This is a genomic window from Mycobacteriales bacterium (assembly GCA_035995165.1).
In the GTDB taxonomy this organism is placed as follows: Bacteria; Actinomycetota; Actinomycetes; order Mycobacteriales; family CADCTP01; genus CADCTP01.
On record DASYKU010000109.1, the window covers coordinates 1 to 24,620 of the forward strand.

Annotated in this window: 28 protein-coding genes; 19 read left to right on the forward strand and 9 right to left on the reverse strand. The window is 73.9% G+C overall.

The annotated features are described in order from the left end of the window. Positions 1-75: 75 nt before the first annotated feature. Positions 76-1,038: a TIGR03118 family protein gene (locus VGP36_18170; protein HEV7656644.1), complete on the reverse strand. Its 963-nt coding sequence runs from the start codon at positions 1,036-1,038 to the stop codon at positions 76-78. 285 nt (positions 1,039-1,323) lie between these two features. On the opposite strand from VGP36_18170, the gene VGP36_18175 reads away from it, so the two are divergent. From VGP36_18175 to VGP36_18185, 3 genes are all read left to right on the forward strand, one after another. Continuing rightward, positions 1,324-2,367: an alcohol dehydrogenase catalytic domain-containing protein gene (locus VGP36_18175; GenBank protein HEV7656645.1), complete on the forward strand. Its 1,044-nt coding sequence runs from the start codon at positions 1,324-1,326 to the stop codon at positions 2,365-2,367. A 237-nt stretch (positions 2,368-2,604) separates the two neighbouring features. Beyond that, a complete protein-coding gene (locus VGP36_18180) occupies positions 2,605-3,048 on the forward strand; it encodes a nuclear transport factor 2 family protein (GenBank protein ID HEV7656646.1) in 444 nt (147 codons plus the stop codon). A gap of 2 nt (positions 3,049-3,050) precedes the next feature. Next, the gene (locus VGP36_18185; GenBank protein HEV7656647.1) at positions 3,051-3,983 is read left to right on the forward strand and encodes a hypothetical protein; all 933 of its coding nucleotides are present in this window, start codon (positions 3,051-3,053) and stop codon (positions 3,981-3,983) included. On the opposite strand, the gene VGP36_18190 is transcribed toward VGP36_18185, so the two are convergent. The 4 genes from VGP36_18190 to VGP36_18205 all read right to left on the reverse strand — a co-directional run bounded on the left by VGP36_18190 (position 3,971) and on the right by VGP36_18205 (position 6,349). After that, positions 3,971-4,462, reverse strand: a complete 492-nt coding sequence (locus VGP36_18190) for an SRPBCC family protein (protein ID HEV7656648.1) — start codon at positions 4,460-4,462, stop codon at positions 3,971-3,973. The two genes, VGP36_18185 and VGP36_18190, sit on opposite strands and share 13 nt — an antisense overlap. Continuing rightward, on the reverse strand, positions 4,459-4,764 hold the full coding sequence (locus tag VGP36_18195) for a metalloregulator ArsR/SmtB family transcription factor (protein ID HEV7656649.1): 306 nt from the start codon (positions 4,762-4,764) through the stop codon (positions 4,459-4,461). Before VGP36_18195 ends, VGP36_18190 begins: the two co-directional genes overlap by 4 nt. Before the next feature lie 42 nt (positions 4,765-4,806). Beyond that, positions 4,807-5,199 carry a cupin domain-containing protein gene (locus VGP36_18200; GenBank protein HEV7656650.1) on the reverse strand — a complete coding sequence of 131 codons (393 nt, stop codon included), beginning with the start codon at positions 5,197-5,199 and terminating at the stop codon, positions 4,807-4,809. 250 nt (positions 5,200-5,449) lie between these two features. Next, positions 5,450-6,349, reverse strand: coding sequence for a helix-turn-helix transcriptional regulator (locus VGP36_18205; GenBank protein HEV7656651.1), 900 nt, complete (start codon positions 6,347-6,349; stop codon positions 5,450-5,452). A 448-nt stretch (positions 6,350-6,797) separates the two neighbouring features. Between VGP36_18205 and VGP36_18210 the strand changes: the two genes are divergently transcribed. Continuing rightward, positions 6,798-7,010 carry a DUF397 domain-containing protein gene (locus VGP36_18210; GenBank protein ID HEV7656652.1) on the forward strand — a complete coding sequence of 71 codons (213 nt, stop codon included), beginning with the start codon at positions 6,798-6,800 and terminating at the stop codon, positions 7,008-7,010. Positions 7,011-7,033: 23 nt separating this feature from the next. Here VGP36_18210 and VGP36_18215 read toward each other — a convergent pair whose 3' ends face one another. Continuing rightward, complete coding sequence (locus VGP36_18215; protein ID HEV7656653.1) at positions 7,034-7,366, reverse strand: hypothetical protein; 333 nt, start codon at positions 7,364-7,366, stop codon at positions 7,034-7,036. A gap of 162 nt (positions 7,367-7,528) precedes the next feature. Between VGP36_18215 and VGP36_18220 the strand changes: the two genes are divergently transcribed. Next, the gene (locus tag VGP36_18220) at positions 7,529-8,368 is read left to right on the forward strand and encodes a helix-turn-helix transcriptional regulator (protein ID HEV7656654.1); all 840 of its coding nucleotides are present in this window, start codon (positions 7,529-7,531) and stop codon (positions 8,366-8,368) included. A 102-nt stretch (positions 8,369-8,470) separates the two neighbouring features. On the opposite strand, the gene VGP36_18225 is transcribed toward VGP36_18220, so the two are convergent. Then, entirely contained in the window at positions 8,471-8,836 is a 366-nt protein-coding gene (locus VGP36_18225; GenBank protein ID HEV7656655.1) for a hypothetical protein, read from the reverse strand. 273 nt (positions 8,837-9,109) lie between these two features. Here VGP36_18225 and VGP36_18230 point away from each other — a divergent pair, with 273 nt between their 5' ends. Further along, on the forward strand, positions 9,110-10,273 hold the full coding sequence (locus tag VGP36_18230) for a histidine kinase (GenBank protein HEV7656656.1): 1,164 nt from the start codon (positions 9,110-9,112) through the stop codon (positions 10,271-10,273). Further along, the gene (locus VGP36_18235; protein HEV7656657.1) at positions 10,261-10,911 is read left to right on the forward strand and encodes a response regulator transcription factor; all 651 of its coding nucleotides are present in this window, start codon (positions 10,261-10,263) and stop codon (positions 10,909-10,911) included. The genes VGP36_18230 and VGP36_18235 overlap by 13 nt, the downstream gene beginning before the upstream one ends. A 9-nt stretch (positions 10,912-10,920) precedes the next feature. On the opposite strand, the gene VGP36_18240 is transcribed toward VGP36_18235, so the two are convergent. Then, positions 10,921-12,498: an ABC transporter permease gene (locus VGP36_18240; protein ID HEV7656658.1), complete on the reverse strand. Its 1,578-nt coding sequence runs from the start codon at positions 12,496-12,498 to the stop codon at positions 10,921-10,923. Beyond that, positions 12,495-13,388 carry an ABC transporter ATP-binding protein gene (locus tag VGP36_18245; GenBank protein ID HEV7656659.1) on the reverse strand — a complete coding sequence of 298 codons (894 nt, stop codon included), beginning with the start codon at positions 13,386-13,388 and terminating at the stop codon, positions 12,495-12,497. The genes VGP36_18240 and VGP36_18245 overlap by 4 nt, the downstream gene beginning before the upstream one ends. Before the next feature lie 65 nt (positions 13,389-13,453). On the opposite strand from VGP36_18245, the gene VGP36_18250 reads away from it, so the two are divergent. From VGP36_18250 to VGP36_18305, 12 genes are all read left to right on the forward strand, one after another. Further along, the gene (locus tag VGP36_18250; GenBank protein HEV7656660.1) at positions 13,454-13,927 is read left to right on the forward strand and encodes a MarR family transcriptional regulator; all 474 of its coding nucleotides are present in this window, start codon (positions 13,454-13,456) and stop codon (positions 13,925-13,927) included. An 11-nt stretch (positions 13,928-13,938) separates the two neighbouring features. Further along, positions 13,939-14,877 (forward strand): D-2-hydroxyacid dehydrogenase family protein, encoded by a 939-nt coding sequence (locus VGP36_18255; GenBank protein ID HEV7656661.1) that lies wholly within the window; start codon positions 13,939-13,941, stop codon positions 14,875-14,877. A gap of 4 nt (positions 14,878-14,881) precedes the next feature. After that, positions 14,882-15,850, forward strand: coding sequence for an ABC transporter substrate-binding protein (locus tag VGP36_18260; protein ID HEV7656662.1), 969 nt, complete (start codon positions 14,882-14,884; stop codon positions 15,848-15,850). Positions 15,851-15,913: 63 nt separating this feature from the next. Beyond that, entirely contained in the window at positions 15,914-17,155 is a 1,242-nt protein-coding gene (locus tag VGP36_18265; protein HEV7656663.1) for a glutamate-cysteine ligase family protein, read from the forward strand. Continuing rightward, positions 17,152-18,456 (forward strand): ergothioneine biosynthesis protein EgtB, encoded by a 1,305-nt coding sequence (egtB, locus tag VGP36_18270; GenBank protein HEV7656664.1) that lies wholly within the window; start codon positions 17,152-17,154, stop codon positions 18,454-18,456. The genes VGP36_18265 and egtB overlap by 4 nt, the downstream gene beginning before the upstream one ends. Continuing rightward, positions 18,449-19,219, forward strand: a complete 771-nt coding sequence (gene egtC / locus VGP36_18275; protein HEV7656665.1) for an ergothioneine biosynthesis protein EgtC — start codon at positions 18,449-18,451, stop codon at positions 19,217-19,219. Before egtB ends, egtC begins: the two co-directional genes overlap by 8 nt. Further along, the gene (gene egtD / locus VGP36_18280; GenBank protein HEV7656666.1) at positions 19,216-20,190 is read left to right on the forward strand and encodes an L-histidine N(alpha)-methyltransferase; all 975 of its coding nucleotides are present in this window, start codon (positions 19,216-19,218) and stop codon (positions 20,188-20,190) included. The genes egtC and egtD overlap by 4 nt, the downstream gene beginning before the upstream one ends. Before the next feature lie 37 nt (positions 20,191-20,227). Next, on the forward strand, positions 20,228-20,842 hold the full coding sequence (locus tag VGP36_18285; GenBank protein ID HEV7656667.1) for a transcriptional regulator: 615 nt from the start codon (positions 20,228-20,230) through the stop codon (positions 20,840-20,842). Next, a complete protein-coding gene (locus VGP36_18290) occupies positions 20,839-21,477 on the forward strand; it encodes a hypothetical protein (GenBank protein ID HEV7656668.1) in 639 nt (212 codons plus the stop codon). Before VGP36_18285 ends, VGP36_18290 begins: the two co-directional genes overlap by 4 nt. 326 nt (positions 21,478-21,803) lie before the next feature. After that, positions 21,804-22,688 carry a DNA-formamidopyrimidine glycosylase family protein gene (locus VGP36_18295; GenBank protein HEV7656669.1) on the forward strand — a complete coding sequence of 295 codons (885 nt, stop codon included), beginning with the start codon at positions 21,804-21,806 and terminating at the stop codon, positions 22,686-22,688. Between the two features lie 39 nt (positions 22,689-22,727). Beyond that, the gene (locus tag VGP36_18300; GenBank protein ID HEV7656670.1) at positions 22,728-23,243 is read left to right on the forward strand and encodes a SigE family RNA polymerase sigma factor; all 516 of its coding nucleotides are present in this window, start codon (positions 22,728-22,730) and stop codon (positions 23,241-23,243) included. After that, positions 23,240-24,577, forward strand: coding sequence for a hypothetical protein (locus VGP36_18305; GenBank protein HEV7656671.1), 1,338 nt, complete (start codon positions 23,240-23,242; stop codon positions 24,575-24,577). Before VGP36_18300 ends, VGP36_18305 begins: the two co-directional genes overlap by 4 nt. Positions 24,578-24,620 lie beyond the last annotated feature (43 nt).

Genomic DNA, 24,620 nt, shown 5'->3' on the forward strand with positions numbered 1-24,620 from the left:
CCCGGGGGGGGGGCGGGGCCCGCTTCGGGGATCAGGGGGCGGGGCCGGGTCCGAGCGGCCCCGCCTCCGGACTACTCAGTTGTGGTCGGGTGCTGCCTTGAGGGTGCCGACGAGGCCGTGTGTCTCGTTGACGATGCCGGCGGAGAACCAGATCGCGTCGGTGCCGCCGGTGGTCGCGGTGCCGGGCAGGAGCGACCAGAGCCGGTCGACCTGGAACGGCTGGCCGTCCGACTTCTCGAGCAGGCCGCGGAAGTGCCACTGGTTCGGCTCGTAGATGCCGATGTGGCCGTCGCCGAAGTTGCCGACGAGCAGCTTGCCGGTCAGCGAGCCGAAGCCGGCCGGGACGATCGCCAGCCCCCACGGCGCGTTGAGCTCACCGCGAGCGGCGACCCGCTTGAAGTGCAGGCCGTCCGGCGTGAACCGGGTGACGAAGCCGAGGCCCTTGCCGTCCACGCTGCGGCCGTCCGGGCCGACCTTCGCGTACGACACGTAGACGAAGTTGCCGAGCGCCTGCACGTTGAACGGCGAGAACCCGCGCGGGATGTTGGTCCCGCGGAACGCCCGCGGCGTCGCGACCCGGTGGAAGTTCTGGTCGAAGACGTCGATCCGGCCCTGCGCGAAGTTCGAGGCGAGCAGCTCCGGCCCGCTCGCCGTCTGGATCATGGTCAGGCCGGTGTAGCTGGCGCCCGGGGTGGTCGCCACGACGACCGCGGTGGTCGCCTCGGCCGAGGGCGTCCAGGCCGTGATCGACCCGCCGAGGCCGGCGAAGATGAACCGGGCCGAGCCGGTGCCGAGCGAGCCGGTCACCGGGAAGCTGGTCGTCGCGTTCGAGACCTGGCCGGACGGGGGTCCGCCGGGGATGGTCACGACCAGCGGGACGATCGCGTTCGGGGTCGCCGGCGGGGCCCCCGAGATCAGCGTGGCGGTGCTGGTGCCGGCGTTGGAGATCCAGACCGGGCTCGTCGGCAGGAACGACAGGCCCCACGGGTTGACGAGGTGCGGATCGGTGAGCGTGGCCATGCCCGGGATGTCGGACACGACATTGGACTGGACGACCTGGGTGTCCCCGCCACCCGGGCCCGGGCCCGCCCAAGCAGCCTGAGCTGCTCCCACCAACCCGACTGTGGTGAGCGCGGCGAGTGCCGCGACGGTGCGTCGTGCGTGCACGGTGCCTCCCTAATGGTGAGGGACGTCTTTGGCCCCGCACCACTTCGCGTACACGGCCGGCGCACAGGGACCGTTCACCCGACCGCGTCTCGATCTGCGACAGCCGTGCCGGCGGGACGCTTCTAGCGTCGAGGGATCCGCCTACGAGGAGGCCCCATGAAGGCGCTGGTCTACCACGGTCCCGGCCGCAAGAGCTGGGAGGACGTACCCGACGCCGCGGTGCAGGACCCGACCGACGTGGTCGTGCGCGTCGACACGACCACGATCTGCGGCACCGACCTGCACATCCTCAAGGGGGACGTGGCCGCGGTGACCGACGGCCGGGTGCTGGGCCACGAAGCGGTCGGCACGGTCACCGCCGTCGGGGCCGCGGTCACCGGGTTCGCCGAGGGCGACCGGGTGCTGGTGCCCGCGATCACCCGCTGCGGCCGCTGCGCGTACTGCGTGCGCGGGATGCCGTCACACTGCCAGACCGTCGGCGGCATCGGCTGGATCTTCGGTCACCTCATCGACGGCACCCAGGCCGAGTCGGTCCGGGTCCCGTACGCGGACACCTCTCTCTACAAGGTCCCGGCGGACGTCACCGACGAGCAGGCGATCTTCCTGGCCGACGCGCTGCCGACCGGGTACGAGGTCGGCGTGCTGGCCGGCCGGGTCCGGCCCGGGCACACGGTCGCGGTCGTCGGTGCCGGCGCGGTCGGCCTGTCCGCGATCCTCACCACCGGGCTCTGGGGCGCGTCGAAGGTGATCGCGATCGACTCCAACAAGTTCCGCCTGGACAAGGCCCGCGACTTCGGCGCGACCGACACGGTCGAGGCCGGCGAGACCGCGATCGCGGACGTCAAGGCGTTGACCGACGGGCTCGGCGTGGACGTCGCGATCGAGGCCGTCGGCTACCCGGAGACGCTGCGGACGGCGGCGGCGCTGGTCCGGCCGGGCGGCACGATCGCGAACATCGGCGTGCACGGCGTCCCGGTCGAGCTGCCCATGCACGAGCTCTGGATCCACAACGTCACGCTGACCATGGGCTTGGTCGACACGGTGTCGATCCCGACCCTGCTCACGATGGTCGCCTCGGGCAAGATCCCGTCCGAGAAGATGGGTACCCACCGGTTCACGTTCGACCGGATCGACGAGGCCTACGAGGTCTTCTCCGACGCCGCCGCCAACTCGGCGTTGAAGGTCGTCATCACACCCTGACCCGGGGCGAGTCGGAGGGGCGGTGCCTCGAACGAGGCACCGCCCCTTCGCCGGACGGTCCTGTCGACCGCGGTCATCGCGCTCGCGCTGGCCGGGTGCAGCGGCGGCGACAAGAAGCCGGAGATGGCGGCCGGCTGCGCGCCGGCCAGGAGCGCCGCCGGGGGTGCACCCCGGCGGTCGCCCGCATGTCGGGACTGCGCCTGCCGGCCCCGCGGGCGACCCGCCTAGGCTGCGCGTATGGGATTGCTCGAGGAGCTGGCGGAGCGGGTGGAGCGGGTCGAGGCGGAGCTCGCGCTGCACCGGTTGGTGAACGACTACTGCATCGGCGCCGACCATCGTGACCTGAACCGCTGGCAGCGGGTGTGGACCGCGGACGCGGTCTGGCAGACCAGCGCGGACAAGGCGTACCGGGGGGTGGCGGAGATCAACGCCGCCGTCACCGGCCAGTGGCAGTCGTTCCCGATCATGCAGCACTCGACGGTCAACCATGTGGTCGAGGTCGCCGGCGACAAGGCCACCGGGCACTGCGACGTGATCGTGCAGATCCAGCTCGGCGACGGGCGCTGGATCGTCGGCGGCGGCGCGTACGAGGACGAGTACCGGCGCGAGGCCGACGGCTGGCGGATCGCCCGCCGCACGGTCGGCCGCCCCTTCGACCTCCCGCCGATCCCGGCCGCCTGACCGTGCCCCGCTCCTTCGCGGGGGTCGCGGAGCTGGCGCCGGTGGTGCGGTCGGCGCTGGGGGGCGAGCTCGTCGCGGTGTCGCGGCTGGCCGGCGGGAGCAAGAAGGGCGTCTACCTGCTCGGCCTCGCCGGTGGTGGCAGCGCGGTCGCGTACATCTGGACCGCGGCCGAGGACTACTGGCCCGCCCGGGAGGGTCCGCAGGACGTGTTCACCGACGCGTCCGGGCCGGACCTGTTCCGGGCCTCCCACGACGCGCTGGCCGCGGCCGGTGTCCGGACACCCCGGCTGCTCTGGGCGGACGGCGACGTCGCCCTGGTCGAGGAGGTCCGCGGCGGCACGCTGGAATCCCTGCTCGCGCGGGAGCCGGCCGCGCCGGCTCTCGCGGCCCTGGCCGAGCTGCTGGCCACCATGGCGGCCGCGACGTCGACGGCGATCGGGAAGGTGGCCCGGCCCGACCGCAGCGGCCGGTCCTGCGCCCGGATCGTGCTGGACATGGCACTGCGGGACCTGGCCGAGGCCGCCGCCCGGGTCCCGGCGATCGACGCCGCCCGGTCCGCGCTGACGGACCGGCTCCGGGCGTTCTCCGTGGTCGGGCCGCGGACCGGCCACGCGCTGGTGCACGGCGAGCTCGGTGGCGACCACGTGCTGCTCGACGACGCCGGCGCGCCGGTGCTCATCGACATCGAGGGACTGGCGTACTTCGACGTCGAGTGGGAGCACGCGTTCCTGGAGATGCGCTTCGGTGCCGACGCGTACGAGCCGCTGCGGCCGCCGGGGCTGGACCCGGACCGGATGCGGTTCTACCGGCTGGCCCGGCACCTGTCGCTGGTGGCGGGGCCGCTGCGGCTGCTGGACGGGGACTTCCCGGACCGCGAGTTCATGCTGGAGATCTCCGCCCACCACACCGACCGGGTCCTGTCCTACCTCAGCTGAGCCGCGTAGTCGTCGTGCAGGGCCTGCCAGCCGTGCTCCAGCGCCTCCCGCCCGCGCACCGGCGGGACCGGGTCGCCGTCGAGCAGGTGCCCGGCCACGTCCAGGCAGAGGTGCCAGCCGGCCGCCGCGCGGGCCAGATCGTCCTGGCTGCCGACGCGGTGCCGCAGGGTGAGGCGGGTGCCGGCAGCGGCCGGGATCAGCTCCCAGCGCAGCAGATCCTCGCCCCAGCGGTACTCCAGCAGCGTCGGCGGATCGGCCGTCGTCACCGTCGCCGGCAGGTCGACCGTGCTCGGTCCGTCGATCATGGTCAGCGTCAGGTCGCCGGGCTCGGCCAGGCTGCGCTCGGCCGTGAACGGCGCCCACCGCTCCAGCTGACCCGGCTCGGTGAGCGCGGCCCAGACCTTCGCCGGCTCGTGCTCGAGCTGCCGGGTCAGCACGAGGACCCAGCCTTCCGCAGTCGACTCCGCGTACGCGCTCATCGATCCTCCAGCCCGTCGAGGTGTGTTTCCAGGCGGTCGAGGTGCCGCTCCCACAGCTCCCGGTACGGCTCCAGCCAGGCGGCCAGCTCCCGGAACGGGGCGGCCTCCAGCCGGTAGATCCGCTGCTGGGCCGCGACCCGGGCCGACACGAAGCCGGCCTCGCGCAGGACCTTGAGGTGCTTGGACACCGTCGGCTGCGGTACGCCGAGCGCGCCCACCAGCTCGGTGACGCTCCGCTCGGTCCCGCGCAGCTCGGCGACGATCCGCCGCCGGGTCGGCTCCGCGAGCACCTCGAACGCCATGCGTCTGAGCATGCCTCTAGACGTATATACTCGTCAAGGAATTCAGGCGGTGGGTGGCTCGTCCCGGCCGGACTCCTCGGCCGCGTCGGCCTCCTCCTTGGTCTTGTGGACGGCGCCGTCGGCGTGCTCCGGCGGTCCGTAGACGGTGTAGAGGACCAGTGGGTTGGGTCCGGTGTTGACGAAGTTGTGCTTCGTCCCGGCCGGCACCGCGACCATGTCGCCGGCCTCGACCTTGCGCTTGCGGCCGCCGACGCGGGCCTCGCCGACCCCGCTGACGAAGCCGAGCACCTGGTCGGTGTCCTCGTGCACCTCCTCGCCGATCTCGCCGCCGGCCGGGATCGTCATGATCACCAGCTGCGAGTGCTCGCCGGTCCACAGGACCCGCCGGAAGTCCGCGCTCGTCTCGGCGACGGTCGCGATCGTGAAGTGATCCATGCCGTCCTCGGTGCCCCGTACTGACGGCGTCCAATCACGAAACAGCAGGTCCGAGCCCAGTCGGGACCGGGCCGGACCTGCTCGCCGCGCTGGCGTCAACCGCCGTTGGAGCCATCGCCGCCTGTGGCTGAGGTGCTACGCTCGCGCATGACTGAGCCTCCTCCCGGCCTCTTCGCGGATGTCCAGGGTGAGATTTGGTCGAGTTCCGGGCGGGGGTCGATCTGACCATCGACCCCAGCTCTCTTCTTCGTCAGACGGCTGCTTGCATCGTCGCGTCGTCACTCCTCTCCGAATTCATCTCGGCAATGAGCTTGTCGAGGAAGACGACGCTGTCCTCCGGAGACATAGCGAGCCGCTCCAGGTCCTCGAAGCGGTCCAGATACCGGGCGATGAGCTCGGCATCGTCCTTGATCGTGATGTCCTCCACCGTCTCGATGTGGACGACCTCGTCGAGGTCCGCCTCCGCGAACTCCAGCAGGATGAAGTTCCCCTGCATGCCGGGGTGGGCCCCCACCGCAAAAGGGAGCACCCGCAGCGTGACATGAGGCTGCGCCCCGTACTCCTTCAGGCGTTCCAGTTGCCGGATCATGGTCCGGTCGCGGTGCCCGACCCGGCGCCGGAGCACCGACTCGTCGACGATCACGTGCATCTCGGGCGGGTCGTCGCGGTCGTGGATCTCCTGCCGGTGTTCGCGGACGATCCAGGCCCGCTCGGCCTGCTCCTCGTCGAAGCCGGCGGCGAACTTGAGAATGGCGCGGGCGTATTCCTCCGTCTGGAGAAGGCCCGAGACGTAGACCGGGTCGTACTGCCGGATCACCGAAGCCGCGCCCTCGTACGCGAGGTACTCGCGGAAGCCCGGCTTCAGCACCGACAGATACTGATCGTAGAAAGAGGTACCGCGGCTGGATTTGGCCAGCTCGATCAGGCTCGTGGCCCGCCGGCTGTCCTTGACGTTGTAGTGGGTGAGCAACGCACGCAGATCGTTCGTCGAGATGCTGACCTGGCCGCCCTCGATCCGGATGAGCTTCGAGGGGGACCAGTCCATCGCCTTGGCAACTTCTCCCTGCTTCAACCCGGCCGTCTCACGCAGCTTGCGCAGCTCGCTGCGGAGCCTCCGCCGTTGGACGGAGGGATCCTGGATGGCGGCCATCGTGTCGTCGTCCTCTCCTGAACCTGGCACCTAGGTGTCTGGCTGTGTGCCATCTACCGGGCCGGGATCTGTCGGTCTGCTAGGTAGCAGGAGACTACCACCGATCTGCTACATGGCACATCGCATAAGGCAGGACGTCGCATGGCACGGCGGGTACACCGCGCTGAACAGCAGGAACACGGAGGTGATCGGCACATCGCCGGACAGCGGTCTGCCACCTGGCGGACCGCAAGACGTCGGTTCGGCTGGTGTACGACGGGCAACCATCGCTACGATTGCTGGCGAGGCGCCAGGTGTCCATCACCGAAACCCCGCGGGCGGGGCGATGGACGGGTGAGGCGTGTCGGTTTTTTGCGTCCTGATGACGAACGCGAGTTAGACTCCGGACATCGTGGTTGGTGTCCTCTGTCCGGTTCGGACGGACGGACCGAGGCCTGAGGAGTCACGCGTGATCAGTGTGCCGCCGCCCATCGACGCTCCGTGGCGCAAGGCCCGCGCCAGCCAAGGCAGCGGCTGCGTGGAGATCGCCGACACCGCGCAGCACGTCTGGGTGCGGGACTCGAAGGACCGTGAGGGCCCGATCCTCACCTTCACCCGACACGAATGGACCGCCTTCCTCGCCGGTGCCAGAGCGGGCGAGTTCGACGGTCCATTCCAGTGAGCTGACTCAGTTCGTCGTGCCGCTCACCACTCGCTGGGTCGCAGGTGCACCCACGGCCGCTCGTCCGGCTCGGGCCGGAACAGGTCGTCCTCCTCGGGGTCCGGCGACCGCGACCGCAGCGCGCTGATCACCGGCGCCGGGTCGTCGCCGAGGTTGGTCGCGGTCCGGGCGTAGTCGAGCAGCGCGGCGTCGCGCGCCTGTCGAGCCCGGACGGCCATCACTTCACACGCCATCCACGCGGTGACCGCGCCCGCGAGCGTGGCTGCGCCGAGCCACGGATGGTGGGTGACGATCATCAGCGTCGACGGCACGCCGGCGGTGATCATCAGGCCGCGGAAGCAGTTGTCTCGGGTCATCGCGTACCCCTCCCGGACATCGGCGCCCGTCCGTGATCTTCGGTGGACACCGTGTAAGTACCTACGTAAAAGGTAAGTGCCACCTAGGCGTTTGAGCAAGACTTCCCGGTGTTTCTCTGGTTCAGTAGGTGGTGTGACCCTGCTGCAAAGGAGCGGCACTCCATGACCGACCTCACCGCTCGGGAGGACGAGGTCTTGCGCCTCGCCGTCCAGAGGCTGAGCAACGACGAGATCGCCGACCGGCTGAACATCTCCCGGCGCACTGTCGAGGCCCACATGCGCACGCTGTTCCGCAAGACCGGTGTGACCAGCCGGAGCCAGCTCGCGACGCCGCCCGGCCCGGTCGCCGCCGGCGCCGACCGGCTCGCGCAGTACGACGCGGTGCTGCGGAGCCTGGTCGACCGGCACCTCTCGCTGTTCGAGGAACGGGTCGAGATCACCTTCACCGTCGGCGCCCGGGGGGACGCCGACAGTGTCGTCGAACGGCGCTGGACGGTGCCGAAGCCGTTCGTGGTCTACCGGACCTCGCGGCCGCTGGTCGGGCCGGACTGGCTCGGGCGCGGTCCCGACAGCCTCGGCCTGACCACCTCGGTCGCGGCGGCCGACGTCGAGGCGAGCGTGTCCGCGGTGATCGAGCCGGACCGGCGGCCGCTGGCGGTGGTGCTGTTCCGGCCCGGGCTGACCAAGGAGACCGAGTGGACGCTGAGCTACGCGTCCGAGGGGCTCTGGGATCCGCTGCGGGACGGCGGGTCCGACCGGTTCGGCTGGTCCACGGTGACCAGTGGGAACACCGGCGGGCACCGGCCGACGGTGGTCGACATGGCGTTCCGGGTGGTGTTCCCGGCGGGGTGGACCGGGATCGGGCTGGCCGAGCAGAGCGGGGTCGGCGTGCCGAGCGAGGCGATGCGGCGCGAGTCAGGGCAGCAGGAGATCACCTGGCACGACGGCGATCCCGCCGCCCCCAAGTACGAGTTCCGCGTCACCGGCACCCCGCCCCACTGACCCCCGGCCGCAGCGGCGGGCGCGGTCCGGTCGCCGAGCCGGACCCGCAGGTCCGGCTCGGCCGTCAGACGTCGGCCGGCTGGGCCCCGGCCGCGCGGGGGGTCAGCCGTGTTTGCGGGCGGCGTAGTCGCGGCGGCGTACCGGGGGCGGGGGGAGGCGGGTGCCGGAGTGGCCGGCGATCTTCGCCGCCGGATCGGCTCCGCGGGCCGCCGCCCGCCGTTCCCGGCGGCTCATCGCCACCGGCTCGCCGGACTCGCCCGCCGTCGGCTCCAGCCCCGGCATCTCGACCCGGCCGTCGGCCGACTCGCCCGGTCCCGGGGCAGGCATCTCGATCCGAGCGTCGGCCGATCCGCCCGGTCCCGGGGCGAGCCCCGGCACCTCGATCGTGACCGGGCCTTCGGCGAGGCCGGATGGGTCGGTCGTCGGTGGGGTGGTGGCGGGGGTGGGTTCGGCTGGGTGCTGTGCCATGAGGGCCTCCTCGGAGAGCAAGGGGGCGTGGTGCCGGAGGTGGGACAGCGGAAACCGGCGTACGCCCCTCGGGGCTGGGTTTCACTCGGTCGCACGCCGGTCGGAGAAGCCGGTCCCGGCGGCGGGCGCGGACGTCCGCGCCTGTCCTCAGTCGGTCACGCCACGACCGTGCCACCGACCGGGCCCGCAGGCAAGACATTTAGCCGACCGGCACCCTGACCTCCGACTTTCGTCGGTGTCGGCGCCCGCGCACACCGACCTACTGTCCGTGCCATGAGCACGATCTCGCTGCCGAACCCGGTCCGTCGCCGCGGCGCCACCGCCGCCGGAGTGGCGTTCTCCTTCCTGGTGGCGCTGGGGTTCTTCTCCTTGCAGGCCGAGCTGCCGGCCCTGGACGGCCGGTCGGGCATCCTGCTGGCGCTGGACATCGTGGTCGGCGTCCTCGGCACCGCGGCGCTGCCGCTGGTCCGCCGCGCTCCGGTCGGGCTCGCCCTGGTGCTCTCGGCCCTGCTCACCGTGTCGGCCGCCCTGACGCCCGCCGCCGGGACGGCCGTGCTCTGGGTCGCCCAGCGCCGCCGGCTGCCGGTCGCGATCGGGGTCGCGCTGGCCGGCGTGGCCGGCCACACCGTGCGCGAGCTCTGGCGACCCGTGCCGGACCGCCCACTGGTTCTCTGGATCGCGATCATCGTGGCCTCGTACGCGGCGCTGGTCGGCTGGGGCGCGCAGAACCAGGCCCGGCGCGCTCTCGTCGACTCCCTGCGCGACCGGGCCCGGCGGGCCGAGGCCGACCAGGCCAACCGGCTGGCCGAGGCCCGGCGGGGCGAGCGGACGAAGATCGCCCGGGAGATGCACGACGTGCTGGCCCACCGCCTGTCCCTGCTGGCCGCGTACGCCGGGGCGCTGGAGTTCCGGCCGGACGCGCCGCCGGAGGAGCTGGCCCGGGCGAGCGGCGTGATCCGGACCGGCGCGCACCAGGCCCTGGAGGAGCTGCGGGAGGTGATCGGGGTGCTGCGGGAGGACCGGGCCGAGACCGAGGGCGACCGGCCGCAGCCGACGTTCGCCGACGTACCGCGGCTGCTGGAGGAGTCCCGCGCGGCCGGCACCCCGGTCCGCCTCGACAACCGCATCGAGGACCCCGGTACGGTCCCGGACGTGCTGGGTCGCACCGTCTACCGGGTCGTGCAGGAAGCGCTGACCAACGCCCGCAAGCACGCGGCCGGGCAGTCGGCGACCGTGCTGTTGGCCGGCAAGCCCGGCCGGCACCTGCTGGTCGTGGTCACGAACCCGACCGCCGACCCGGCCGGGGACCGGGTGCCGGGCAGCGGTACCGGCCTGGTCGGTCTGCGCGAGCGGGTGCAGCTGGCCGGCGGCCGGCTGGACGCCAAGGCCGGACGGGGCCGGTTCCGGATCTGGGCGGTGCTGCCGTGGCCGGCGTGAGGGTGCTCATCGTCGACGACGACGCGCTCGTCCGGGGCGCGCTGCGGATGATGCTGTCCGGCTCGGACGTGCTCGAGGTCGTCGGCGAGGCCGGCGACGGCGACGAGGTCGAGGCGGCGCTGGCCGAGCACCGGCCCGAGGTCGTGCTGATGGACATCCGGATGCCGCGGGTGGACGGGATCAGCGCGACCGTGGCGCTGCGCCGGCGGCCGGACCCGCCCGAGGTGATCGTGCTGACCACGTTCGACGCGGACGAGAACGTGCTGCGGGCGCTGCGGGCCGGGGCCAGCGGGTTCCTGCTCAAGGACACCCCGCCGGCCCGGATCGTCGAGGCCGTCCTGCGGGTCGCGGCGGGCGAGTCGATCCTGTCGCCCGCGGTGACGCGGCGGCTGATCGCCCGGGTCACCGTCGACGGCGGTACGGCCGACCGGTCCCGGGCCGACTTCGCCCGGCTGACCGAGCGCGAGGCCGACGTGGTCCTCGCGATCGCGAAGGGCCGGACCAACCAGGAGATCGCGACCGAGCTCTACCTCTCGGTGGCGACGGTGAAGACCCACATCTCGCACGCGATGACCAAGCTCGGGCTGGCCAACCGCACCCAGCTCGCCCTGCTGGCCCACGACGCGGGCCTGGTCTGACCCGCGCGATCAGCCGATGTCGCGCCGTCGCAGCCCGGCCGCCCCGGCGCCGGCCAACCCCAGCGCGACCGCGACCAGGACGGCGAGCGGGACGGGGCCCGGCGAGTGCAGCGGGGCCGGCCCGGTGTGCTGGAACGGCGAGGCGTCCAGCAGCCAGTCCGGCAGGCTGAGCAGCTGGCCGATCTGGCCGAGCAGCAGGCAGACCGCGAGCGCGGCCCAGGCCGCGGCGACCAGCCGCGGTACGGCCCCGGCCAGCGCGGCGGCCAGCGCGCCGAGCACCCAGACCGCCGGCAGCTGGGCCAGCGCCGCGCCGGTGAGCACGCCGACCTGGCCGGGATCCCCGGTCCGCAGCCCGTGCACGAGCCCGAGCGTGACCCCGGCCACCGCCAGCAGCCAGGCCGACCCGGCCGCCGCGACCAGCACGTGCGCGCCGGCCCAGCGCAGCCGCGGCGTCCCGGCCGCGAGCACCGGCTCGGCCCGCTGCGCCGTCTCCTCGGTCCGGGCCCGCAGCACCGCCTGGACCGCGTAGGCCGCCGCGACCAGCCCGAGCAGCCCCACGATCAGGGCCAGGTACGTCCGGACCACGTCGCTGCTGCCGCCGCCGAGCTTGTCGATCAGGTCGGTGGCCTGCTGCCCGTCGCCGAGCAGGTCGCCGACGTCGCTCGCGACCGCGCCGACCGCGACGCCGACCAGCGCGTACCCGGCCGTCCAGCCGAGCAGGGTGCCGCGCTGCAGCCGCCAGGCCAGCGCCAGCGGTCCGGCCAGCCGCGGCGCCGCGACCGGCGGTCCCGGCCGCTGCGGGCGCAGCCCGGCGCCCACGTCCCGGCGCGGCAGCAGCACCCCGGTCAGCCCGACCAGGCCGGCCGTGAGCGCCAGCGGCAGCGCGAAGACCCACCAGCGCTCGCCCGAGAACGCCCGCACCTGCTGGGTCCAGCCGATCGGCGACAGCCAGGACAGCCAGGGCGCGCCGGAGTCGCCGACCGCCCGGAGCAGGAACGCCAGCGCGAGCAGCGCGCCGGCCGTCCCCGACGCCGCCCGCGCGACCGAGGCGACCTGCGCGGTCACCAGCGCCACGGCCGCGAACACCAGCCCGGCCGCGGCGATCGCCAGCCCGAGCGCGATCGAACCCGCGACCGGCAGCCCGACCAGCACCAGCCCGGCCGCGGTGAGCACCGCGATCGAGCCGTTCGCGACGGCGGCGACGAGCAGCCCGGCCCCGGCCACCGCGTACCGCCCGGTGGCGGCGGCGCCGACCAGCTCGGTCCGGCCGGCGTCCTCCTCGGCCCGGGTGTGCCGGACCACCACCAGCAGGCTCATCAGCGCGGCCAGCACCGCACCGGACCCGGCGATCCGCCAGGCCGTCAGCCCGCCCACCGTGGTCAGGTCGAACGCCGGCCCGGTGATCGCCCGCAGCGCGCCGGTGCTCGCCCCGGCCGCGACCTGGGCCCGCTCGGCCTCGGTCGGATAGAGCCGGTCGTACGAGGACGCGGTGGAGACGACCGTGAGCACGATGCCGTACACCCAGGCCGGCAGCATGATCCGGTCCCGCCGCAACGCCAGCCGCAGCAGCGGCGCCCAGCCGGTCATGCCGGCGCCAGCTCGTCGCCGTAGTGCCGCAGGAACAGCTCCTCCAGCGTCGGCGGCCGGCTGACGAGGCTCCGGACGCCGGCCGCGGTGAGCCGCTCCAGCACCGGGTTCAGCTGCGCGGTGTCGACCTCGCAGCGGACCTGGTCGCCGTCGACGGTGAGGCTGTGCACGCCCGGCAGCCCGGCCAGCTCGGCCGGCGTCGCGGTGGTCGCGGTGACCGAGGTCCGGGTCAGGTGCCGCAGCTCGGTCAGCGTCCCGCTCTCGACCGTACGGCCGGCGCGCACGATGCTGACCCGGTCGCAGAGCGCCTCGACCTCGGCCAGCACGTGGCTGGACAGCAGCACGGTCCGGCCGGCGTCCCGGGCCTCGCGCACCGTCTCCTGGAACACCTCCTCCATCAGCGGGTCCAGCCCGGAGGTCGGCTCGTCCAGCAGCAGCAGCTCGACGTCCGCGGCCAACGCCGCGACCAGCGCGACCTTCTGCCGGTTGCCCATGGAGTAGGCCCGGCCCTTCTTGGTCGGGTCGAGCTCGAAGCGCTTCAGCAGCTGGTCCCGCCGGTCCCGGTCGAGCCCCCCGCGCAGCCGGCCGAGCAGGTCGATGGTCTCGCCGCCGGTCAGCGTCGGCCAGAGCACGACGTCGCCGGGGACGTACGCGAGCCGCTGGTGCAGGGCGACGGCGTCCTTCCAGGGGTCGCCGCCGAGCAGCGCCACCGTCCCGCGGTCGGCCCGGGCCAGGCCCAGCAGAACCCGGATCGTGGTGGACTTCCCGGCCCCGTTGGGTCCGAGGAAGCCGTGCACCTCACCCGTACGGACGGTCAGGTCGAGCCCGTCGAGCGCCTGCGTGTGCCCGTACCGCTTGGAGAGGCCGGACACGGAGATCGGATCGGTCACGCGGTCAGACGCTACGCTTGTTTCATAAGGTTGTGAATGTTCTATAGAGACGAAAGACTGATCGGGTGACCGAACGCGACGCCGAGCAGGTCAAGGCCGCCGTCGAACACATGGCGTTGATCTTCACCGACTGGGGCTTCCCGCGGATGCCGTCCCGGGTGCTGGTGACGCTGATGGCCGCCGACGAGGAGGCGCTGACCGCGGCCGACCTGTCCGAGCGGCTCGGTGTGAGCGCGGCGGCCATCTCCGGCGCGGTGCGCTACCTGATCCACATCGGGATGCTGCAGCGCGTCCCGACCCCCAACTCCCGGCGTGATCGCTACCGGCTCCCCGCCGATCCCTGGTACGAGTCGGCCTCGCTCCGGGACGGCTTCATGAGCCAGATCGCCGCCGCCTCCGACGACGGGGTGAAGGCGCTCGGTCCAGGCAGCCCCGGCGGCGTCCGGGTCGAGCGGATGCGGGACTTCTTCGTCTTCATCCAGGCGGAACTCGGCGGCCTGCTGGAGAAGTGGCGCATCGAGCACCCCCCGGCCCAGTAGGTTCTCCGCTCGTGAAGGTGACGGTGCTGGACGACTACCAGGGGGTCGCGTTGGCCGCGGGGCCGTGGGGTCAGCTGGACGCGGAGGTGGTCGCCCGGCGGGAGCACCTGGTCGGCGCCGCGCTGGTCGAGGCGCTGGCCGGCAGCGAGGTCGTGGTCGCGATGCGGGAGCGGACCGCGTTCGACGCCGACCTGCTGGCGCGGCTGCCCGAGCTGCGGCTGCTGGTCACCACCGGGATGGCGAACGCCTCGATCGACCTGGCCGCCGCCCGCGAGCGCGGGGTCACCGTCTGCGGCACCCGCAGCCGGCAGGACGCGCCGGCCGAGCTGACCTGGGCGCTGGTGCTCGCGGTGACCCGGCACCTCGCGTACGAGGACGCGGCGGTGCGGGCCGGCGGCTGGCAGACCACGATCGGGCCGGAGCTGTCCGGCCGGACCCTGGGCGTGCTCGGGCTCGGCCGGCTCGGCAGCCGGGTGGCCGGCTACGGCCGGGCGTTCGGGATGAGGGTGCTGGGCTGGAGTGCCAACCTCGACCCGAAGCACGCCCGCGAGCTCGGGGTCGAGCCGGTCGCGCTGGACGACCTGCTCAGCCGGGCCGACGTGGTGACCATCCACCTCAAGCTCTCGGACCGCACCCACGGTCTGCTCGGCGCCCGCGAGCTGGCCCTGATCGGCCCGGACGGCTACCTGGTGAACACCTCGCGCGGGCCGATCGTGGACGAGTCCGCGCTGGTCGACGCGCTGCGGTCCGGCGGCCTGGCCGGCGCCGGCCTGGACGTGTACGACGTGGAGCCGCTGCCGGCCGGCCACCCGCTGCGCTCGGCCCCGCGCACGGTGCTCTCGCCGCACCTCGGCTACGTCAGCACCGACACGTACCGGACCTTCTTCGCCGACGCGGTCGAGGACGTGGCCGCCTGGCTGGGCGGGAACCCGGTGCGCGTGCTGTCCTGACCGGGTGCGGATCGTCTCGCTGCTCCCGGCGGCCACCGACCTGGTCGTCACGCTCGGCCTGGCCGGCGACCTGGTCGGCCGTACGCACGAGTGCGACTGGCCGCCGGGCGCGCTCGAGCACATCCCGGTGGTGACGCGGACCTCGCTGCCGGACGGCCTGTCCAGCCGGGAGATCAGCGCCGCCGTCGGCGGCGCGCACGTCGGCTCGTCCCTCTACGCGCTGGACCCGGCCGCGCTGGCCGCCCTGGACGCCGACCTGATCCTGACCCAGGAGCTCTGCGACGCCTGCGCGGTCTCGTACGCCCAGGTCGCGGACGCCGTCCGGGTCGCCGACGGTGCTGCCCGGCTGGTGTCGCTGGAGCCGCGGACGCTGGGCGAGGTGCTCGGCACGCTGGCCACCCTGGGCGCGCTCACCGGCCGGCGGACCGAGGCGGCCGCGGCCCGGGTGGACGCCGAGCGCCGGCTGGCCGCGGTCGCCGCCGCGGTGAGCGGGCGACCGCGCCCGCGGGTGGTCGTGCTCGAGTGGCTGGACCCGATCTGGCCGGTCGGGCACTGGGTGCCGGAGCAGGTCGCGGCCGCCGGCGGTACGGAGGTGCTCGGCACCGCGGGCGCCCACACCGACCCGGTCGGGTGGGACCGGGTCGTCGCGGCCGGGCCGGAGGTGCTGGTGCTGGCGCCCTGCGGGTTCCCGCCGGAGCGCACGCTGGCCGAGCTGGACGTGCTCACCGCCCGGCCGGGCTGGGCGTCGTTGCCGGCGGTCCGGGACGGCCGGGTCTGGGTCGTGGACGGGCCGGCGTACGTCAACCGGCCGGGTCCGCGGGTGGTGCGCGGGGTCGAGGTGCTCGCGCACGTCCTGCACGGGATCGGCACCGTGACCGGCACGGAGGCCGTTCCTGTCGGACCCCCGGCCTACCGTCCGAGGCATGGATCCGCTTCTTACAGATCAGGGAATGGTCCGGCGCGAGACGGGTAACGGTCATAGGCCGGGCGTACCGTGGCCGGGTCGCATCGGAGCGAGTGCGGAGGGTTGCCGACCGTGATCGACGTGCTGACCGCGGAGCTCCGTGCTCCGATCACCGAGGAGACCGCCGAGCTCTACGTCGGCGGCACCGTCTTCAAGACCGGACCCCCGACCCGCGTCGGCGTCGAGCTCGAGTGGCTCGTCCACGACGCCGTCCGGCCGGACGATCCCGTCCACCCCCCGCGCCTCACCGAAGCGCTCTCCGCGAGATTCGACCCGCCGCTGGCGGGCTCGCTCACCACCGAGCCCGGCGGGCAGCTGGAGCTCAGCTCGCCGCCCGCCCCGCTCACCCAGTGTCTCGACGGCACCGCCGCCGACCTGGCCCGGCTCCGCGACCGTCTCGCCACCGCCGGGCTGACCCTCACCGGCCTGGGCCTCGATTCCCGCCCGCCGGTCCTGTGTACGACCTTGCCGCGCTATCTCGCGATGGAGCGGCACTTCGCCGCCCGCGGCCCCGAGGGCCGGGCGATGATGTGCTCGACCGCGTCCGTGCAGGTCTGCCTGGACGCGGGCACCGACGACGCCGAGGTGGCCGAGCGCTGGCACGCGCTGCACGCCTGGCTGCCGGTGCTCACCGGGCTGTTCGCGAACTCGCCGTCCGCCGGCTGGCGTTGCACCAGGACGGCGATCTGGTCGGCGATCGACCCGACCCGGACCGCCGCGCCGACCGGCCCGGACCCCCGCGCGGCGTACGCGCGGTGGGCGCTGGACGCGGAGCTGCTCGCGGTCCGCCGCGAGGGCGGGTCGTGGACCGCGCCGGACGGGGTGACGTTCCGGGGGTGGCTGCGCGGGGCGGCGCCGCAACTGCCCGCGCCGACCGGGGCCGACCTGGATTACCACCTGACCACGCTGTTCCCGCCCGTCCGGGGCCAGGGGCACCTGGAGCTGCGGGCGATCGACGCGCAGCCCGGGGACGGGTGGCGGGTGGTCGCAGCGCTGGTCGCCGCCCTGCTGGACGACCCGGTCGCCCGCGCGACGGCGACGGCGGCCGCGACCGACGCGCTCGACGCGCTCGCCGCGACGTCCGGAAGAGCCGGCGGAGAGGCGACCGCGCTGACCGTGGCGGCGCGGGACGCGATGACGGACCCGAGCCTGCGCCGGGCCGCCCTGTGCTTCATCGAGACGGCCGCCGGGGCGTTGACCCGCGCCGGCGCGGCGGAGCTCGCCCGAGAGGTCGAGGGGTTCGGCGAGCGGTACCCCGCTCGGTCCCGATGCCCCGCCGACGACCGCCCGATCGCACCCGAGGAGGGCGCATGACCGACCTTCGGCAGCGCATCGCCGACGACCTGACCCGGGCCCGGCGCCGGTCCGAGTCGCTGACCGTCGACGTGCTGGACGAGGCCGAGCTGACCGCCCAGCACTCGCCGATCATGTCGCCGCTGGTCTGGGACTTCGCCCACATCGGCAACCAGGAGGAGCTCTGGCTCGTCCGGGACGCCGGCGGCCGGGAGGCCGTCCGGGCCGACATCGACGAGATGTACGACGCGTTCAAGCACCCGCGCAAGGACCGCCCGGCACTGCCGTTGCTGGACCCGCGCCAGTCGCTGGCGTACACGCGGGAGGTCCGGCAGAAGGTGCTCGACGTGCTGGGCGAGGTGCCGCTGGAGGGCCGCCGGCTCACCGACAGCGGCTTCGTGTTCGGCATGGTCGTGCAGCACGAGCAGCAGCACGTGGAGACGATGCTGGCCACTCACCAGCTGCGGGCCGGCGCGGCCGTGCTGGACGCGCCGCCGCCGCCATCGTCCACTGTGGACCCGGCTCGGCTGCCGGCGGACGTGCTGGTGCCGGCCGGGCCGTTCGAGATGGGCACCAGCATCGAGGCCTGGGCCCTGGACAACGAGCGGCCGGCCCACCGGGTCGACGTGCCCGCGTTCCGGATCGACACGTTCCCCGTGTCCAACGCGGCGTACGCGGCGTTCGTCGAGGCCGGCGGGTACGACGACCCGCGCTGGTGGACGGCCGAGGGCTTCGCCCACGTCCGGGCCGCCGCCCTGGTCGCCCCGGCCAACTGGAGCCGGGACGGCGACGGCTGGTCGCGGCGCCGCTTCGGGCACGAGGAGGCGCTGCCGGACAACGAGCCGGTCCAGCACGTCACCTGGTTCGAGGCCGACGCGTACGCACGCTGGTCCGGCGCCCGGCTGCCGACCGAGGCCGAGTGGGAGAAGGCCGCCCGCTGGGACCCGGTCGGCGGCCGGTCCCGGCGCTACCCCTGGGGCGACGAGGACCCGACCCCGGAGCGGGCCAACCTCGACGGCACCCACCTCGGCCCGGCCGAGCTCGGGGCGTACCCGGCCGGGGCGTCGGCGCTGGGCGTGCACCAGCTCGTCGGCGACGTCTGGGAGTGGTGCGGCAGCGACTTCCGCGGCTACCCGGGCTTCGAGCCGTTCCCGTACCGGGAGTACTCGGAGGTGTTCTTCGGCGACGGCTACCGGATGCTGCGCGGCGGCTCCTGGGCGACCGACCGGGCCGCCTGCCGGTCCACGTTCCGCAACTGGGACCTGCCGGTCCGCCGGCAGATCTTCACCGGCTTCCGCTGCGCCCGGGACGCCGATGTGTAGGCATCTCGCCTATCTGGGCCGCCCGAAGGCGCTGCGCGACCTGGTCAGCGACCCACCGCACTCGCTGCTGCGGCAGTCCTGGGAGCCCCGCAACCAGGCCCACGGCGTCGTCAACGCCGACGGCTTCGGGGTGGGGTGGTACGCGGAGGGCGACCCGGTCCCGGCCCGCTACCGCCGCGACAGTCCGATGTGGACGGACCGGTCGTTCCTGGACCTGGCCCGGGTGGTGCGGTCCGGCTCGGTGCTGGCCGCGGTCCGCTCGGCCACCCCGGGGATGGCCCAGGGCGAGGCCGCGGTCGCGCCGTTCTCCAGCGGGCGCTACCTGTTCAGCCACAACGGCGCGGTCACCGGCTGGCCGACCTCGATCGCGCAGCTGACCGTGGACCTCGACCCGGTCGAGCTGATGGCGATGGAGGCGGTGTCGGACTCGGCGCTGCTCTGGCTGGTCGTGCACCAGCGGCTCAGCGACGGCGAGCGGATGCCGGAGGCGCTCGGCAACACCGTCCGGCTGGCCGCCTCGACCGCGGGCGGCCGGCTGAACCTGCTGCTCACCGACGGCCGCAGCATCGCGGCCACCACCTGGGGCGACTCGCTGTGCTGGCGGGCGGACGCGGACGGCGTGGTGGTCGCCTCGGAACCGTACGACGACGAGCCCGGCTGGGTGGACGTGCCCGACCGCTCGCTGCTGGTCGCAACCCCGGACGGCGTGGACACCACGCCGCTCCCGTTGGACGTACCCCCGGAGGCACCGTGGATCCGCTGACCGAACGCCTCACGCTGCAGTCGCATCTGCCGCCCGACTTCCTGGAGGACGCGCTGCGGGCCGACGTCACCCGCGGGCTGACCTCGACGCCGAAGACGCTGCCGCCGAAGTGGTTCTACGACGAGCGCGGCAGCGTGCTGTTCGAGCAGATCACCCGGCTGCCGGAGTACTACCCGACCCGGGCGGAGCGGGAGATCCTCGGCGCGCACGCGGCCGAGGTGGCCGCGACGACCAAGGCCTCGACGCTGGTGGAGCTCGGCTCCGGCTCGGGGGAGAAGACTCGGCTGCTGATCGAGGCGCTGCGGGAGATCGGCACGCTCGGGACGTACGTGCCGATGGACGTGAGCCCGTCGGCGCTGCTGGAGAGCGGCCGGGTGCTGGTCCGGGACTACCCGGGGCTGCGGGTGCACGCGCTGCTGGCCGACTTCGAGCACCAGCTCGGGGTGCTGCCCACCGGGGAGCGGCGGCTGACCGCGTTCCTCGGCGGCACGATCGGCAACCTGGAGCCGGGCCCGCGGGCGGCGTTCCTCACCGCGCTGCGCGGGTCCACCGACGCCGGCGACTGGCTGCTGCTCGGCACCGACCTGGTCAAGGATCCGGCCGTCCTCGTCCCCGCGTACGACGACCGGGACGGGGTGACCGGGCGGTTCAACAAGAACGTGCTGCAGGTGGTGAACCGGGAGCTGCGGGCCGACTTCGACCTCGACGCGTTCGAGCACGTCGCGCGCTGGAACCCGGCGGCGGAGTGGATCGAGATGCGGCTGCGCTCGACGGTCGAGCAGGATGTGAAGATCGGCGCGCTGGACCTGCTGGTGCCGTTCGCGGCCGGCGAGGAGATGCGGACGGAGGTGTCGGCGAAGTTCCGGCCGGACGGGATCCGGGCCGAGCTGGCCGTGGCCGGGCTCGCCGTCCGGGAGGCGTGGACCGACGCCGAGGGCCGGTTCCTCGTCACCCTGTCGGAGGCCGTCTGAGTGTGTCCGACCGGTGCTGCCCGGGCACGATGACGACGTGGCGTCCCTGGCTCAGCGGCTGACCGAGCGCGGCCTGCCGTCCGTCCGGGCCCAGCTGGCCCACCCGACGGTGGCCGGCATCGCCCGCGGCGACCTCGACCCGGCCGTGTTCCGGTCCTGGCTGGAACAGGACTACCTGTTCCTGCTCGACTACGTCCGGGTGTTCGCCCGGCTGGCCGGGCAGGCGCCGGACGGGCACCTCGGCGACCTGGTCGACCTCGCCCACTCGACCTGGCACGACGAGCTGACGCTGCACCGGTCGCTGGCGGCGGAGTTCGACGCCGACCTGTTCGGGGCGGTGAAGGGGCCGGCGACCTCGGCGTACACCGAGTTCCTGCTGGCGGCGGCCAACGACTACGGGCGGGGGCTGGCGGCGTTGCTGCCGTGCATGTGGGGCTACTCCACGCTCGGCGGCATGCTGCCGCCGCCGCCGGAGCCGCGGTACGCGCGCTGGGTCGCCACCTACGCCGACCCCGGGTTCGCCGCGCTGGCCGCGCGGTGCGGGCAGCTGCTGGACGAGGCGTACGCGGAGGATCTGGTCGACGAGCCGACCGCGACCGCGGCCTTCGACGCGGCCCTCGCCCACGAGCTCGCCTTCTGGGACGTCCCGTGAGCCAGGGGACCGTGGCCGCCGAGCTGCTGGCCGGGTGCAGTACGTCCTGGGCCCGGTTGGCGACGCATCCGTTCATCACACAGGCCGGCAACGGGAGCCTGCGCCGGGCCGTGTTCGACCGCTGGCTCGTCGCGGACCACTACTTCGTGGTCGGCTTCCGGCGCTTCCTGTCCGGACTGGTCACGCTGGCCCCGGACGAGCACGCGGCCGACACGCTGGCGGCCGGGTTCGGCGCACTGCAGGCCGAGCTGGACCTGTTCCGGCGGGAGGCGGCCGCGCGCGGGCTCGACCTCGCCGTCGACCCCGGGCCGACCACGCTCGGTTACACCGCGTTCCTGCGGTCCTCGCTGCAGGACGGCTACGCGGTCGCGCTCGCCGTCCTGTACGGCGCGGAGAAGGCGTACTTCGACGCCTGGTCGACGGTGCGGGGCGGGGCCGTCCGGGAGACGGACTACTGGCCGTTCGTGGACAACTGGTCCTCGGCGGCGTTCGCGGGGTGGGTCGCGGAGCTGGCCGGGCTGCTGGACGTGGTCGCGCCGGGCGGGCCCTCGCCGGCGATGCGCTCGGCCTTCGACCGCGTCGTCCGGTACGAGCTGAGGTTCTGGAGCGCCGCGCACACCGGCGACCTGTGGTGAGCGATAAACGGTCCCGGGCCGTCAGGCGACCACGGGGTTAACCGCCTGACGACACCGGGACCGTCCGGATCAGGACCACGGGGGCAGCCCCGACCACGTTCACTCACCTTGAGAAGACCACGATCCGGCGGCCGAGGCGAGAAGCCCAACGCACAACTTCGAACACTTTCCGTAACCACCCCAGACGCCGAACTGTCCACACGGGACCGGATATCACCCCTGTTCACACCCCGTGTTCCCTGCGTCCGCACCGATGAGCACTCCAGCCCGCCCCATCTCGTTGACCCTCGGTGACCGTTCTTGCCCGATGGGCGCATACTGGGGGCGTGCCTGAGTTGCCGGAGGTGGAGGCGCTCGCGGCGTTCCTGCGGGAGCGCGCGGTCGGCCATGTCGTCGCTCGGCTGGATCTGGTGGCGTTCAGCGCGTTGAAGACGTTCGACCCGCCGCCGACCGCGATCGCGGGGATGGAGGTCAGCGGCGCCGGGCGGTACGGGAAGTTTCTCGACGTCGAGATCGGCGGCTCGGCCCCGGGCGCCCCGGACGCGCTGCACCTGATCACGCACCTGTCCCGGGCCGGCTGGCTGCACTGGCGGGACAAGCTGCCGCCGGCCCCGCCCAAGCCCGGCCGCGGCCCGATCGCGGCCCGCCTGCACATGGACGACGGCAGCGGCTTCGACCTGACCGAGCAGGGCACCCAGAAGCGGCTCGCGCTCTACCTGGTCCGCGCGCCCACCGACGTGCCCGGCATCGCCCGGCTCGGCCCGGACGCGCTCGACCCGGCGCTGACCGCCGAGCGGCTGGGGGAGCTGCTGACCCAGCACGGCGGCCAGCTCAAGGGCGCGCTCACCGACCAGACGATGATCTCCGGCGTCGGCAACGCGTACTCGGACGAGATCCTGCACGTGGCCAAGCTGTCGCCGTTCAAGCCGGCCGGGAAGCTGACCGAGGCCGAGCTGTCCCGGGTGCACTCGGCGATGATCACGACGCTGCGCGATGCCGTGGACCGTTCGATCGGGCAGCAGGCGGCGACGCTGAAGGCGGAGAAGCGGTCCGGCCTGCGGGTGCACGCCCGGCCGGGCCTGCCCTGCCCGGTCTGCGGGGACACCGTGCGCGAGGTGTCGTTCGCGTCCCGGTCCATGCAGTACTGCCCGACCTGCCAGACCAACGGCCAGCAGCTGGCCGACCGGCGGATGTCGAAGCTGCTGAAGTAGCCGCGCAACCTCGCCGCCGCGCCCGGAGTGTTGTCGGGTATGAGCGACGACGAGGACTTCCGCGAGTTCGTGGCGTCGCGGTCCCCGGCGTTGCTGCGGACCGCGTACCTGCTCCTCGGCGACCGCGGGCTGGCCGAGGACCTGCTGCAGAGCGCGCTGGCCAAGGCGTACCGGCACTGGGCCCGGGTCACCGCCGCCGGCAACCCCGAGGCGTACGTCCGGAAGATCATGGTCAACGAGCGGCGGTCCTGGTGGCGCCGCAACCCCGGCCGCGAGGTCGTCGGCGGGGTGCCGGACCGGCCCGGCCCGGACGAGTCCGGCGCGGTGGCCGAGCGGGACGCGGTCTGGCGCGCGGTGCTCACGCTGCCGCCGCGGACCCGGGCCGTGCTGGTCCTGCGCTACTGGGAGGACTACTCCGAGGCCGACACCGCGTCGGTCCTCGGCTGCTCGGTCGGCACCGTGAAGAGCCAGGCGTCGCGCGGTCTGCGCAAGCTCCAGGACGCCATCGACCCGGACCGGGCGGCTGCCGCCCGGACGGAAGGGGGACACCGATGAGCCGCGATCCCGAGTCGATCCTCCGGGACGTCTTCGCCGACCGCGCCGGAGGGGTCGTCCCCCCGACCGGCGTCTACGCCGCGGTCCGCCGCCGGCACCGTCGCCGGCAGCAGGCCCTCGTCGGCGGCACGGTGGCGGTCACGGTGGCCGCGGTCGGCGTGCCGGCCGTGCTGCTGGACGGGCGGATCGGCGCGGCCCCGACGGCGACGCCGTCGAGCGCCGACGTCCAGGGTTGCGCCACGACGCCGACGGCGGTGCGCGGCCTGCCCGCGCAGCACGACGTGCGGGGTTCCCTCGGCGGCGACGCCAAGACGGTCGCGGCCGCCGGCCGGGCCGCCTGGTCCGCGCTCAGCTCGCCCGACTCGGGTGGGGACCACGGCCTCGACCCGGGCACGGTACGGGTGCACTCCGTCGAGCGGGCCGACGGTGGTCTGATCGTCGCCGTGGCCACCGGCACCGCCGGGACGACGGAGCTCGAGACGGTGGTGGGCGGTCCGGACCGCGACCACCTCGGCCCGGGCGGCTTCACCAGCGGGGGAGCGGTCCTGGCCGGCGAGCCGTTCGCGTCGGGCCGTGAGTTCTTCGTCGGGCAGCTCCTGCAGGTCTGCGGCCGGTCGGTGAACCTGATCGCGGTGGTGGCGCCGCCCGGGTCGGCCGCGCAGCTCAGCCACGACACGGCGGTCGACGCCGACGGCCACCCGGTCCGGCACACCGTCCCGGTCCCGCTGCGGGCCGACGGGACGGCGGTCTTCGCCCGGCCGGCGCTGCCGCGGACGATCGTCCGGGTGCAGGACGCGGGCGGGACGTCGTACACGCACGCGGTCGACGGGCCGCCCATCCCGGCCCTCCTCTCGACCGCCGATCGGCTCCGGGCCGTGGCCGCCGCGCCCGGCGACGGCGTCCGTGCCGAGGTCACCACGCTCTCCGACAGTCAGCCCGACGCGGTGCCGTTCACACAGACCGGCATCCGGGTGCTCTGGAGCGCCCGGCTCGGCGACGGCCGGACCCTCGCGGCCTTCGCCACCACGCTGCCCAGCGGCGCCCAGTACGTCTGGGGCGGCGCCTCGCCCCCCGGCCGCGGGGCCGACGAGTCCTTCGGCGGCTACCTGGCCGCCGGCGCGTTGCCGGGAACCGCGCTGACCTGGCAGGTTCCGGGCGGACCGCTGGTGGTGATCGTGCCGGGGACCAAGACGGTCACCGCGGGCGGCACGACGAGCACGGTGACCGCCGGCGTGCTGGCCCCGAGCGGGTCGTCCGCCGCGGGCGTCCGGGTCACCGACGCCGCCGGGAAGCCGGTGCCGGTCCGGGACGTCCGCACCCTGACGAAGGTCTGACTCAACCTCCATGTCCTCTTCCGGGTGATGAGCGGGTGACGAG